Source organism: Leptolyngbya sp. 'hensonii', assembly GCF_001939115.1.
GTDB lineage: Bacteria > Cyanobacteriota > Cyanobacteriia.
Genome location: NZ_MQTZ01000013.1, coordinates 1 through 13,053, shown reverse-complemented (window position 1 = coordinate 13,053; position 13,053 = coordinate 1). Strand labels below are relative to the sequence as shown.

Genomic DNA, 13,053 nt, shown 5'->3' with positions numbered 1-13,053 from the left:
GGCAAGCCGTCTCCACCTCTCTCCAGGACAGCCTATCGTGGGACTCTACAGGGCTCCTAACTTCGGCTGTGACCTTCAGATTTGAAATCGAGGGTCAGACAACGCTCCAGAAGTTGAATTCTATAAGCCTGCCAGAATCGTTTGGGGTTGAGGATGAGTCTGGAATCAGCAGAGAAGAGGGGTTGTTCCAGATATTGCCAGAGGGGAAAGCCAACCTTAACCTGGTGTTTAAAAACCATAGAAGAACCTGCAATTCTTACGTCTGAGGAGGAATATGGATGATCAGTGGATCGGGCGTTATGTCTACGATGCCAAAGATCACAGCAGGTTTTCTTGGTCAAGATTACTGAATCTAAAATAGCGTTTTGCCGGACTCAGTATTTCCACTTGCCTGATGGGGGTAGTTGCCTCTGGTCTCGTCCCCCGAATCAGCACTTCAACCTACGTCGAGAAAATCACCAGCCCTGATCCGGTCTGGATTTCCAGCAGGTTTGCAGCTTAATTAAGCCCGTTCACAAAAATACAGAGATAAAACAGTGAAGGATGAAGCATGAATGGTATCCCATTTCATTTCTTCATCACTTCACAGGCTGACTTCCCAATCAAAGGAGTCAATCGGGTCAATCTGTCTGAATTCAGTTGGTGGTTTGGGCTGCAAGCATTTGCTTCAGCTTTTCCAGTTCCTGAGCCCAGCGGGGATCGGGTTGGACAGTATCAGACTCACTGGTTGGGGAAGAACCACTACGACGAGTTTTGTTGTTACTGGTCTTACTACGACGGTTGTTTCCAGGGGCACTACTAATGGGAGCGCTGCTGACCCCTTCAGAAGCAGGTTGAGCTTCTTCGCCATTGGCTTTCCCCTTGACTCGAGGTAAAGCCTTCTCAATCTTCAAAGGGCTTTCTTTCAGCATGTAGCCATTGAATTTTTCAATGATCTGATCGGCATGCTCGTCCGTTGGAACTGTGACAAACCCAAATCCGCGACATTTGCCCGTCTTGCGATCGGTGATTACCTTGGTTGTGACAGCATCCCCTTCCTCAGCAAAAACGGCTGCTAATTCTTGCCGTTCCAGTTCTTTGGGCAAATTGCCCACGTAAAGGCGAATAGACATGAAAGATACCTCCAGCAAACTTTCCAGAAAACTTCTTATTGTCAAGACATTCTTCTTGTAAAGACATTTTGATATTCGCAAAAAGATATCAGAGTTCCCCGTTGCATGCCGTCCAGGGAAGCCTGGAACCTGAAGGATATCTCTTTCAAAACGCCTCAAGTATATCTATGCCACTCACTAAGGTATCACGGTTGCAGGCCCATAACCGCTTTGCAGAGGAAGATCCTGAAAATAACTAGGTCAAGATATCTAAAGAAACTTTATTAAGAAAACTAACATTCTTGAGCGGCCTCTAACGGGTTTGTCTGGATGAATTAGGGTATCGGGGTGGGGAAAGTACCGACATCACCCTCGACCAGCGTAAGCCCAGATAATATAGGCACCCAGCAGGGCAAAGGCCAGGGCGATCACAGTGGACCAAAGGGGATGATGGCTATAGCTGGTCTTGCCCAGTGGAGTTCGGAGAGATTCCAGATCCACCCAGGCAGTGACCCCCCGGCGAAACCAGCCGATCGCAGTCACCGACTCTCCCACCAGGCTGACAGGTTGGGTGGCCTGGGAGAATAAGCTACCCAGGGGACCGACTGTGGAAGCATGGTGGAGTTTAATCAACCCTGATTCAGTCTGCAGAATCAGATCCTGGCCCAGACGGTTACCGATGCCACGTCGTCCCAGAAGCTTGCCCTGAAATAGGACCGGCTGGTGCTGAATCGGGAGAGCTTTGGGATCAGACAACAGCTCAGGCAGGGATTTGGTGTTGGTTCCTCGCAGTCGGCTAGGCTGAATGTCACGGAAGAATGGATTGATCCGCAACAGGGTGCCAATACTGAATCCGATCGGGAGACAACCTACGAGCAACCATGGATCTCCGACCAGCCAGCTCAACTGCCAGAGATCAAGCAGGGAGGCCAGGATGCCCAGAATCCAGAGAATGACCCCGATCGCCAACCCCAAAAATAGGCCGAAAAATGGGGCTCCCTGCAGGGCCAGGGTCTGCCAGATCTGGAAATGCTCTCCCAGAGGGATTTCTTTCAACGCAACGGGGTTGCCCAGGGTCTGCAGGTCCAGCTCTGGTTCTAAGCGCCATTGTTGAGCGTAGCTGGCCAGTTGCCAGAGGCGGGTGCCCGTCAGGGGATGGGAATGGTTGAGAGCCAGCCAATGGCGGTGAGGGTTAACCAGATCCCACTTCAGGACGGTTTCCACGGAGGTTTGGCGATAAAGACTGCCGAGTTCCAGTCCAACCTGATGCCCCATGGGAGTCAGTAGTTCCAGGCTTTCGACTGCGAGGGCGGTTTTTCCCTGCTTCTGAATAGCCTCTGCCTGACCGATCGCAATTTTCAGCAGTGCCCGAATCAGGCCATTGGGATTGCCGGTAGTTTCAACAGCCAGACGATCGCTGTAGAAGAGGCGCGATCGGGAAAACCAGAGGGCAGGCCAGCGCAGCAGTCGGTACAGTCCATAGCCAGCCGTTGAAACCAGCAGGATCAGATGGAAAACCAGGAGCAGGGGGTAATAGAAGAGGGTTCCTTTGGTATCCCGACATTTCTCTGCCAGGTAATCCCCCAATTTGGCAGCCTGTCCATAGATCAGATAAGGAATTTGCGTCACCAGGGCAATTAACGGCATCAGGATCACATCTCGCTGGATGATATGGCCTAATTGGGTGGCGTAAATAGCTGCAATTTCGTCATCCGCGAGTTGATCCAACAGCCCCTGGCTCACCACAATCCGGGCATTACGGGGCAGGTAGCCATAGGTCAGGGCCAGGGGAGAATCAGTGGGTAAAACGCTTAAGCTTGGTAAAGCCAGCCCTTTCTGCCGGAAAAAGCGAGTCAGCAGCCGGGAGGCTTCGGGGCTGCGAGCTGACAACTTCGCCATAGGCAGGGGTTTGAGCCCATAAAACAGCTTCAAAATGCTTTCCAGGAGCCAGGGCGAAGCGAGCCATAGGACAGCCAGGGTAACCAGGATGTAGGGAACTGGATTGACGTAGTACAGGTACCAGAAGGGCAAGAAAAAGGGCAGGATGTCCAGGGTCGTGTTGACAACGATCACAGAGACGGTATAAGTCATATAAATGACCCAGAACAGGACGATCGCCGTGCCCAGTTGGATCAGCCAGAAAGGAATGAGATTAACCTTACCCAGGGGTCGCCACTGTTTGGCTCGTTCTGCCTGTTTCCAGACTGGGGTGTAAATTTTTGAGCCTGGGGGGGAGAGTTCAGGTTGGGTTGATTCTGGGTCAGGAGTTCTGACCTGGGAAATTGCTTGAGCCGGATCTGCCTGGATAGGAGCCTGATTCACTCGGCTAGTGGGTGTTGGGGATGGGGTCTTGTTGATGGCGTTGGTGGCATCTCGAAAAACGGGTGGATTCGCGCCTGTCTTTCGGGTCGGGCTGCCCTTAGCTTTGGCTGGGGCTTCTTCCAGGGGCACGAACCCCGTCAGGTTTGCCTCTGCTGGCGACTGGGAGGATTCCTCTACCTTGACGGTTAATTGAAAGATATCGGGATAGCGATCGGCCAGACCCGCCAGGGTTTCCTCAGCCCACTTCCTGACTTTACGGGTAGGACTTTGGGTCAACTTGCGGCACAGGGCGATCGCCTGATCTGGTTGACCGTGGCGCTCATAGGCTGCCACCATGCCCATCTCAGCCTTCAGGCCATCGGGCTGATCCGCCTGGGACTGTTGCACCGCAGATAGGTAAGAGAGGGCAGTCAGATAGTCTCCCTCTTTCAGCGCTGTCAGACCGTAGTCCAGCCATTGATCCTCTGGAATGGTTTCCAGATCAAAATCATCATCATGGTTACGGGAAGGGTCGGTCGAGGAAGTCATACTCTATCCTTCATCTTGCATCCTTCCAGGTACCGGGGCGATCGCACTCAGCTTCAACTCCGGGTGGTCAGCCTGCACCTGTTGAACATTCCACTCGTTTTTGAACAGTAAGACGGGCCGCTCCATGATATCCCTTACCGTTACGGTATTAAAGAGGCGGCCCACCTGCTTCAATTTGTCCCAGCCCCCAGTAACCCAGCGGGCGACACTGTAGGGCAACATCTCCAGGATCGTCTCAACCCCGTACTCATTCTCCAGCCGAAATCTCACGACATCGAATTGCAGTTGGCCCACGGCAGCCAGAATCGGGTCCCGTTTGGACTCATCCACCGAATACATAATCTGCACGGCTCCCTCTTCCCTCAGTTCCGACACCCCTTTGTGAAATTGTTTGAACTTGGAGGGGTTGGGATTTTTCAGATAAGCGAACAGTTCCGGGGAGAAGTAGGGAATTCCTTCATATTCGAGTTTCTGACCCACATAGATGGTGTCTCCGATCGCGAAAGCGCCCGGATTGTTGAGACCAATCACATCGCCAGGGTAGGCAGCCTCGATCGACTCCCGTTCTTGAGCAAAGAGCTTTTGCGGACGGGAGAGCCGCACAAGCTTACCCGTGCGGGCATGATTCACTGTCATATCCTTCTCGAACTTGCCCGAACAGACCCGAATAAAGGCGACCCGGTCCCGGTGTTTGGGGTCCATATTGGCCTGCAGCTTGAAGACAAACCCGGAGAATTCTGGATGGGTGGGGGCAATCTCGCCGATGCTGCTGCTGTGGGGGCCGGGTTTGAGGGCGTGGTCCAGGAAGGTTTTCAGGAACAACTCCACCCCAAAGTTGGTCATGGCGCTGCCGAAGAAAATGGGAGTCATTTTACCCTGGTGGACAGCCTCCAGATCCAGTTCTGGCCCCAGCCCTTCCAGTAACTCCAGATCATCTTTAAATTGGTGATACAGTTCTGTCTCCAGCAGGGCTTCGATGCGGGGATCCCCGAGGTCGATCGTGGTATCGATCGCCTCTCGACTGCCGTGGGCACTGCGCTCGAACAGGTGAATCTGTCGCTCCTGCCGATCGAACACCCCCTGGAAGCGATCACCCATGCCGATCGGCCAATTGACCGCATAGGTTTGCAGCCCCAGTTCCTGTTCAATTTCATCCAGCAGTTCCAGGGGTTCCCGTCCAGGCCGATCGAGCTTATTGACAAAGGTAAAAATGGGCAGCGATCGCATCCGGCAGACCTCAAACAACTTTCGGGTTTGGGGCTCCAGACCCTTCGCCGCATCTATCAGCATGACTGCGTTATCAGCCGCCGCCAGGGTGCGGTAGGTGTCTTCACTGAAGTCCTGGTGGCCAGGGGTATCCAGCAAATTGATCTGACAGCCCCGATACTCGAACTGCAGCACCGTAGAGGTAATCGAGATCCCCCGTTGTTGCTCCATCGCCATCCAGTCCGAAGTGACATGACGTTGTGCCCGCCGGGCCTTAACCGCTCCCGCTTCATGGATAGCCCCGCCATACAGCAGCAGTTTTTCTGTCAGGGTAGTTTTTCCGGCGTCAGGGTGAGAAATGATGGCAAAGTTTCGCCGCCGCTCAATTTCAGTCCCTAACTCGGCTTGGAGAAGACCCTCTGAACTGTCTGTTTCGATCGTCATGCTGAACCTGAATATGACTGGCGCGAAGGTGGCCAAAATTCAAGTTTAGCTTAACGGAGCTTGAGGGCAAGGGATGCCTTCGATCGCCCTTCCGCAAGGGGTGAACCTGGCCGATAATTCAGAGTAGCGGGTTATACGGTTCCTTATGACCTCTATGTTGTCGCAAATCTATTACGTCCTGCGATCGAAAGAAGATGGTCGTTATCTGGCGGCCCGTTCCCAGGGTGAGCCGCAGCCGACCAGCTACCTGCTGCTGTTTAAAGGGGATGCGGAGGCGTTGAGCTACCTGAACACCCATGCCCCAGAGGTTGGATCTCGATTTGCAGTGGAGACGATCGTGGGCACCCAACTGGGCCACCTGTTAGAGCGGTGGGGCTTGGCCGGGATTGCCCTCGTCCAGGACCCGCTTTTACCCCAGGTCGAGTTTTTAACCTGGCAGCCCCGGTAGGTTCGGTGAAGCGTTGGCGGAACCCAACAAACAGAGTGCTGGGATCTTTCCATTATCTGATGGGGATGTTCAATGATTGGGTCGGCCAACCGTTCGACTTGCGCCTACCAGGCTAACCGACCCTGCTTTATTTTTGGAGGTCGTTGCCTTCCTCGCCGGAACAGGTCTGGACTCCCCCTGTACACCCGATAGAATCCCTTCTACCAGTTCTGACCTTGGGGAGTGCTCACGCGGAAACACAAACTACCCGAAAACCGCAATTGTTGTTGCGATCGTCTGGCGCATTTCTGTTGCGTTGTGCGGCACGGCAATTGCGCGGATTGTTGATCCACGAACCGCCCCGCGTCCGTTCGGTATGCCTGCCCCGAGCTCAGGTCTCGACGAGCGAGAAATCTGAGTGGATTCAGCATACGTCATTTTTCCTGGTCGGGATACGGCAGGCAAGGAATTGAAAAAATAATTTGATCGCTCGCTCCGCTCGCTCCCAGAGTAAAGGGAATAGAGCAAAGGGCAAGAGGGCAAGAGGGTAAAGGGCAATGGGAGTCCTCACGCGGAAACACAAACTACCCGAAAACCGCAATTGTCGTTGCGATCGCCTGGCGCAAACCTGTAGCGTAGTGCGGCACGGCAATCGCGCGGACCGTTGATCCACGAACCGCCCCGCGCGACCCTCTGGGAGCTGGTTTCAGCCGTTTCCCAGGGGGTATTTCCATTCAATTTTAAGGCGTCTGGTTTTGCCCCATAGCCGTCATGCCAGTGGTCCGCACACCATTCCCAGACATTGCCATGCAGGTCATAGAGGCCAAAAGCGTTAGGCGGAAAACTCCCCACCTCCGTGGTTTTCCCTCGATAAATTCCCTTTGGCCCTGCCCCATAGGTGTAATTGCCGTCATAATTGGCCAGGTCTGGGGTGATAGTTGCCCCGAAATAAAAAGGACTGGTGGTTCCGGCCCGACAGGCATATTCCCACTCGGCTTCTGTGGGGAGGCGATAGGCATGGCCTGTGGCCTGGGAGAGCCGATCGCAAAATTCCACCGCCTCCCACCAGTTGACCTGTTCCACCGGCAGACGATCGCCCTTAAAGCGGGAGGGATCGGGCTGCAGTTCCCGCTGCACCTGGGGCAGGGCGGCTACCCTGCGCCATTGGGCCTGGGTGATGGGATATCTGCCCATCCAGAAGCGGAGGATATGAACCTCATGGCGAGGCAACTCTCTGGCAAAGTACTTCTGGTAATCTGCCTCACTCACCTGTTTCAGGAGTTCCTGCTTCTCTGCCTCTGTCTGCCCCATCATGAACTGGCCTGCCGGAATTTTGACCAGATCCAGGTCCACGCCGTTGCCTAAGGCTTCGGTAAATATCTCGGCCTGGTGCCGTTGCCGATCGATCTCCTGGCCCTGGTCATTCACCCGCACCACGTCAAAGCTGAAGATCGGATGCGCTGGTTCCGGATCTGGGGCAACTGGGGGCACTGGTCGGGAGCCTAACAACCGGGCATCGATCGCTGCAATATCCCCATCCCGCAGGCCCAGATATTTCTGGTAGTCCTTCAGGTCATTTTGGGTGGCTGGAGAGAAGGGATATCCCTTGGCGATCTCGTCTTCCAGGGCCTGTTCATAGTCCTGCAGTTTCCGTTTGTACTCCTCGTAGGGTTGCAGCACTTCGGCTTCGATCGCCTGGGCCTCAGCCTCTGGCAGCCCCCATTCCTGCCGCTTCCCGGTCAGTAACCGGCGGGCAAACCCGGAGATCTGGCCTTGGCCTGCTTCGACTCGGGCCTGGAACTCTTTGCGATATTTCAGTCGGGGGTCATCCTTGGGGGATCGGGCCAGGATGATCCGATATCCTTCCTCCACTGGATAAATTTTGGGGGTCATGGCTGGGGCCGCTTCCTTCACCCGTCGGGCGGCGTAGTCGTGGAGTTCTTCCACGGCAATGGCCCCATCCCCATCCCGATCGGCGGCTCCTGTCTCAATTCCCTCCACTAGGTAGCGGGTGTAAACGGAAAGACCGGGGCTGGCGGGGTCTGCACCCTCGGCTCCGAAGGAATACTCTGCTGCTGTTGAGGAGGTGAGGATGGCGCGGCCCCTACCGCCTAGTTGGGCCTGCAGGTCGATCGTGCCGTCGTCTTTCACGGTCATGCCGTGGGCGATCGCGCCACTGAAGCAACAGTCCAGGATCAGAACCTGGCGCTGCGATCGGCTGCTGTTGATCCGATCGTGCAGGTAGGTGGCGGCGACGGCGGAAGGGGGGACCAGGCTGCCGTTCTCTTTGCGGGTGCCACGGGTGGCCAGGTAAAGTCTGCCGGTCTCATCTTTGATGCCATGACCAGAAAAATAGAACAGGAGCAGATCCTCTTTCTGGCGATCGGCAAATAGCCGGTAGATGGCCTCTTCCATCTCCTGTCGCTGGGGGTTCTTCAGGCTGATCACAGAGTCTTTGGGGAATTCGCCCATCTTGGGATGGATAAAGACCCGCTGCATGGCCTCCATGTCCAACGCCGCTCCTGGTAGGGGATGCAGCCCTGGCTCATACTCACTCACCCCAATCAATAAGGCGAACTTTGCCACAGGTCTCACCTAGGATGCAATAAAGTCCTGGGCCGCTTTGATCGCAGCTTCCAGTTCGGCGCGGCTGTGGGCTTTGACTGAGAGTTTCTTGCCGTTGGCTTCGACGGCGAGTTCGATCGGCTTGCCCCCCAGCCGATCGCCCAGGAAGCCCAGTACCTTTTTCCCGTTCCCGATCGTCACCTCTGCCTTGAGTAACCCAATCACAAACCCCCCCAGGGTCTTGTTGTCTTTGGGGGGGTTGGGATCTGGGATCCGATCGACCCGGTCCACTTCATCTAGATCCTTCAGTTCGGTGATGAGCTGTTGGGCCTGCTTGTCGCGCTCTTCCAGGTCCAGGTCAGGGGCATTGAAGTGGATGGTCAGTCTGATATTGGGATTTTCAGTCATACCAGCTTCAATATTTTTCTTTATACAATTTGATTCTCTGGTTATACCAGATCAACAGCAGCCAGTGATCTGGATGTGGATTGACTATTTAATCTCTGAGAATCATGAAAAAGCTGTTTCATCCAGGGATGGAGAGGCCATGAATCTGTGGAAGGTATCACCTTAGCTATGGAGAAAGATAGGCAGTGGTTGTCCCCTCCCTGTTGGCAAGGGTTAAACAGGGCTTTATTTTAGGCCTATCAATTTCTTTGATTCCTGAAGCCCACTTCTGTAAAGGCTTTTAGGGAACGGAGAGGGGGGGATTCGAACCCCCGTAAGCTTTCGCTTAAACAGATTTCGAGTCTGCCGCATTCAACCGCTCTGCCACCTCTCCAGCAATTATTCTATGCGATCGCTGACCGTTGGATCAGGAAACGTCATTTGTAGAACTCAGGACTGCTTTGAATCCTTGGCTGGGTGTCCATTGCAAGGCCCCATCCCGGCCTGTCCAATACAATGACGTTTGAGTCTGGTTCAAAAGTTGAACTGTTGCCGGATCAACTGAATTTGCTGAAGCGATCGCAACTTTGGCCTTGATGGCCTGTAGGAAAGCTTTGGGCAAGGGCTTCCCGGTCCACCACAGGACATCGACAGGGGAGGTTGGCTGGATCTGGGTCAGATCTTTCTGGGCCTTGACTTTGCCGATGTTGCCGACATAGATCCAGGTTTGCCCCAAAATCCGTAGTTCTAGAACTGGAGGTTTGGAGCTCAGGAGCTTGATGGAATTGGCACCGGCCTGGTAGGTACGGCTGATGACTAAGGATTGCTGATGGACCGATCGTGGCTGAAGTAATCTGGAAATGTCTTGAAATGGGGCTTTTCCATTGCTCGGAGACTCTGTATAAAAGGTCTGGACTCCTACTCGCTGCAGAATCTTGGGCCAGCCGCTTTCTGGTTGCTGCCATTGTCCTGGGGCTACAGCCCAGGTGATCTGGTTGATGCCTTGCTGCTGCAAAAATGGCATCACGGTTAAACCAGCGGTGGTCTCGTTGCCGCTGTTGACTAACGTGACTTTCCCCCTGTCCTGTACGACTAGAATCGGCTGATCAGATGTGGCCAGAACGGTTGCTTGCAGTAAGTGGGTCTGTGTCCATACGGCGGGGATGACAACCAGGCCGATCGCCAGGATTCCGGCTGCCCACCACCGTTTTTGCCATCGGGAATGCAGCCATACCAGAAGGATCAGTCCGTAAATAGCGCATACTTGCAAGGATGAAATGGTTCCGGCTGCGATCGTGATTCCGGGTAACTGGCGGCTACTGTCCACGATCTGGATTAACCAGTGGGTGGGGTAGTACAGCATACCGGCTGCTGCACTGCCGATCGGGGGCCAGAGCACTGCAAGCACTGCGCTGATGACACCACCGAGACTGATGATGGCGATTAGGGGCGTGGTGATGACGTTGATGGGGATGGTATAGGGGGAAATCATCCCGAAGGCATAGAGTTGCAGGGGCAGGGTCCACAGATAGGCTGCGGTTGGCACAGCGATTAGGGCCGTCAGGGTGGGTGGCATCCAGTCCAACCATTGGGTTAAGACGGGAACTGTGATTAGGAGCCCCAGGGTGGCCAGAAAACTGAACTGAAATCCCAGATCCCAGATCCAAAGGGGGTTGAATAATAACAGTAAGGTGGCTGCAAGCAGCAGGGAGCCTAACGGTTTGATCTTGCGCTGCAGGGTCAAAGCAACCAGGGCAGCAATGCCCATGATGGCGGCTCTCAAAACGGAGGGCTGTAGACCAGTCAGGCTGACGAAAATGCCGATCGCCCCTGCTCCTATAACAAACTGGGCTTTCACGGGTAGCCGACGAGTCAGGCTTAATAACACACCCAGAATGAGGGAAACTTGAAAGCCTGAAGCGGCCAAGGCATGGGCTAAACCTGCTTGAGCAAACTGATCGCGAATGTCGTAGGGAAGATCCACCACGCGACTGCCCAGGACCATGGCGCTGATTAAGGGGCCTTCCGGACTGCCTGTCCAGCGCACTTGTGATCGGATAATTCTTTGTTGGATGGCCCACCAACTCCATTTTCTGGGGGGGCGATCGGCAGGTAAATGAACTTGCTGCCCTTTTAAACCGGTAAATCCCCCTTCCTGGGCTAGATAGGCTTGAAAGTTGAATCCACCTGGATTCGTAGCACCCTGCGGTTGGTATAAGGTTCCGGTAACTGCAATAGTCTGTCCTGGTCGTAAGCCCGTGGCCTGAAGCAGGGGAACTGTAACATAGAGCTTCCCGCTGACTGCCTTCCCTGGAGGGCCTCCAGATGGGTTTTCCTCTAAATGGCTCGCCTGGAGCCAGAATTGGGCTTTCTGGCTACGGGTGAGTCGAGCCGTACTGAGAATATTGCCTCGGATGGTGACCAGATGAGGTTTTTCCCCATCTTGCGAGATCGATCGCAGGACATCGTTCCCGGCGGGTTGGGGGATTCGGATCGTGAGATAGAGGCTGGCCAGTAAACCCATGACTCCGGCAAATACCCACAGCCGGGTTGATACGCCTCTCCTGCGAAAGTAGGGCACGGTTCTTCCGATTCCAAGGCAAAGGGCCAGTACTCCTATTCCTCCTGCAGGAAAGCCCAAAATTTTTTGAGGAATGACTGTGGCAACCAGGCCCAGAATGTAAGCCAAACATAGAATGATGCCAGCCGCTGGAGTCATGCAACAGCCCCTAAATCTCTGTGGTTCTAAATTGTTTTCAGTAAAAATCTGCCGGTTGCGATGTCTGCAACAGGACGAGTCAGCAGCCCATGTCTCTAAACAAGGCTGGGAATATTTACAAGGTGTTTGGAATTACACAGCGGATAACGTTTTCTGGTTAGCCAGTAGGGGGAACCCCAACTCTTCTCGCTGCTTTAGGTAAAGCTGGGCAACCTGACGGGCTAATCCACGAATTCTGCCAATGTAACGGGTCCGCTCCGTGACGGAGATAACGCCTCTGGCATCGAGCAGGTTGAAGGTGTGGGAACACTTCAGGACGTAATCCAAACTGGGGAGAACTAGGTTTCGATCCAGAAGTTGCTTCGCTTCTTGTTCGTATAGTCCAAATAGTGTAAACAGGGTTTCGGGAGTAGACGCCTCAAAGTTGTAGGTGGAATGTTCGATTTCTCCTTGCAGGTGAACATCTCCATAGGTCAGGCGATCATTCCACTGAATCTGGGCAATGGCGTCTTTCCCCTGCAGGTACATGGTCAGTCTTTCTAACCCGTAAGTGATTTCGATCGAAACCGGACGGCAATCCAGACCACCGCACTGCTGGAAATAGGTAAATTGAGTAATTTCCATGCCATCGAGCCAAACTTCCCAGCCCACACCCCAGGCTCCAACTGCTGCATCTTCCCAGTTGTCTTCCACAAAGCGGATATCGTGGTCTTCTGGTTGAATGCCTAGTCTTCTTAGAGAGTTGAGATAGGTCTCTTGAATATTGTCTGGGGAGGGTTTGATCAGAACCTGGTACTGGTAGTAGTGCTGGTAGCGATTGGGGTTTTCCCCATATCGTCCATCGGCAGGTCGTCGGCAAGGTTCCACATAGGCGACTGACCAGGGTTCAGGACCGATCGCCCTTAAGAAGGTGTGCGGGCTTTTTGTCCCGGCTCCCTTTTCCGTATCGTAGGGCTGCACAATCAGACAGCCTTGCTCTCCCCAAAATTGATGCAGTGTCGCAATTACTGACTGAAAGTTCACGAGTTCCTCTCCTCAATCGCTGGACCCTTTATGCAATCGCCTTGTGATCATAGGACAGAAGGAATCGGAAGAACCAGGTCGCAAAAACCGAAATTTTTTTCTTTAATCCTCTTGACACTTAAGGGGAGGTAAGGATATGTTAGTAAAGCGGTCGAGAGGAGGGGCGTCAAGGCGAACCGAGTCAAAACTGCCAGAACCTAGACAAGAGAATAGTTTGAAGGTCAAGACTGATAGATAACCTGTCAAATGAACTTAGTAAGTTCGATGAGAGATTTAGGAACCGGGTAAGTTTTGAGCTTAAGGTTTTGAGCTTAAGGTTTTGAGCTTAAGGTTTTGAGCTT

Annotated in this window: 9 protein-coding genes, 1 tRNA gene and 1 pseudogene; 1 reads left to right on the top strand and 10 read right to left on the bottom strand. The window is 53.8% G+C overall.

Going from position 1 to position 13,053, the window contains the following annotated elements:
* Positions 1-56: 56 nt before the first annotated feature.
* The 4 genes from BST81_RS05065 to prfC form a co-directional block, all read right to left on the bottom strand.
* Complete coding sequence (locus tag BST81_RS05065) at positions 57-239, bottom strand: hypothetical protein (protein ID WP_075597461.1); 183 nt, start codon at positions 237-239, stop codon at positions 57-59.
* A 396-nt stretch (positions 240-635) separates the two neighbouring features.
* Positions 636-1,112 (bottom strand): RNA-binding protein, encoded by a 477-nt coding sequence (locus BST81_RS05060; RefSeq protein ID WP_075597460.1) that lies wholly within the window; start codon positions 1,110-1,112, stop codon positions 636-638.
* Between the two features lie 345 nt (positions 1,113-1,457).
* Complete coding sequence (locus BST81_RS05055) at positions 1,458-3,941, bottom strand: M48 family metalloprotease (RefSeq protein ID WP_083636679.1); 2,484 nt, start codon at positions 3,939-3,941, stop codon at positions 1,458-1,460.
* Positions 3,942-3,944: 3 nt separating this feature from the next.
* Positions 3,945-5,591, bottom strand: a complete 1,647-nt coding sequence (gene prfC / locus BST81_RS05050) for a peptide chain release factor 3 (protein ID WP_075597459.1) — start codon at positions 5,589-5,591, stop codon at positions 3,945-3,947.
* 154 nt (positions 5,592-5,745) lie between these two features.
* Between prfC and BST81_RS05045 the strand changes: the two genes are divergently transcribed.
* Positions 5,746-6,039, top strand: coding sequence for a hypothetical protein (locus BST81_RS05045; protein WP_075597458.1), 294 nt, complete (start codon positions 5,746-5,748; stop codon positions 6,037-6,039).
* 226 nt (positions 6,040-6,265) lie between these two features.
* Here the strand turns inward: BST81_RS05045 and BST81_RS27345 are convergent.
* The 6 genes and pseudogenes from BST81_RS27345 to glyQ form a co-directional block, all read right to left on the bottom strand.
* A pseudogene (locus BST81_RS27345) lies at positions 6,266-6,379 on the bottom strand (SUMF1/EgtB/PvdO family nonheme iron enzyme); the annotation flags it as partial.
* Between the two features lie 206 nt (positions 6,380-6,585).
* Entirely contained in the window at positions 6,586-8,604 is a 2,019-nt protein-coding gene (locus tag BST81_RS05035; protein ID WP_075597482.1) for an SUMF1/EgtB/PvdO family nonheme iron enzyme, read from the bottom strand.
* Between the two features lie 9 nt (positions 8,605-8,613).
* Entirely contained in the window at positions 8,614-8,991 is a 378-nt protein-coding gene (locus BST81_RS05030) for a hypothetical protein (protein ID WP_075597457.1), read from the bottom strand.
* A gap of 288 nt (positions 8,992-9,279) precedes the next feature.
* Positions 9,280-9,364 (bottom strand) — tRNA-Ser (locus tag BST81_RS05025).
* A 33-nt stretch (positions 9,365-9,397) separates the two neighbouring features.
* Entirely contained in the window at positions 9,398-11,689 is a 2,292-nt protein-coding gene (locus BST81_RS05020; RefSeq protein ID WP_075597456.1) for a ComEC/Rec2 family competence protein, read from the bottom strand.
* Positions 11,690-11,821: 132 nt separating this feature from the next.
* The gene (gene glyQ, locus BST81_RS05015) at positions 11,822-12,712 is read right to left on the bottom strand and encodes a glycine--tRNA ligase subunit alpha (protein ID WP_075597455.1); all 891 of its coding nucleotides are present in this window, start codon (positions 12,710-12,712) and stop codon (positions 11,822-11,824) included.
* Between the last annotated feature and the right edge of the window lie 341 nt (positions 12,713-13,053).

What these genes read in the sequence shown, in the direction of transcription:
- BST81_RS05030 (WP_075597457.1), bottom strand. Translation starts at nt 8,991, where the DNA reads ATGACTGAAAATCCCAATATCAGACTGACCATCCACTTCAATGCCCCT.
- prfC (WP_075597459.1), bottom strand. Translation starts at nt 5,591, where the DNA reads ATGACGATCGAAACAGACAGTTCAGAGGGTCTTCTCCAAGCCGAGTTA.
- BST81_RS05060 (WP_075597460.1), bottom strand. Translation starts at nt 1,112, where the DNA reads ATGTCTATTCGCCTTTACGTGGGCAATTTGCCCAAAGAACTGGAACGG.
- BST81_RS05065 (WP_075597461.1), bottom strand. Translation starts at nt 239, where the DNA reads ATGGTTTTTAAACACCAGGTTAAGGTTGGCTTTCCCCTCTGGCAATAT.
- BST81_RS05055 (WP_083636679.1), bottom strand. Translation starts at nt 3,941, where the DNA reads ATGACTTCCTCGACCGACCCTTCCCGTAACCATGATGATGATTTTGAT.
- BST81_RS05020 (WP_075597456.1), bottom strand. Translation starts at nt 11,689, where the DNA reads ATGACTCCAGCGGCTGGCATCATTCTATGTTTGGCTTACATTCTGGGC.
- BST81_RS05045 (WP_075597458.1), top strand. Translation starts at nt 5,746, where the DNA reads ATGTTGTCGCAAATCTATTACGTCCTGCGATCGAAAGAAGATGGTCGT.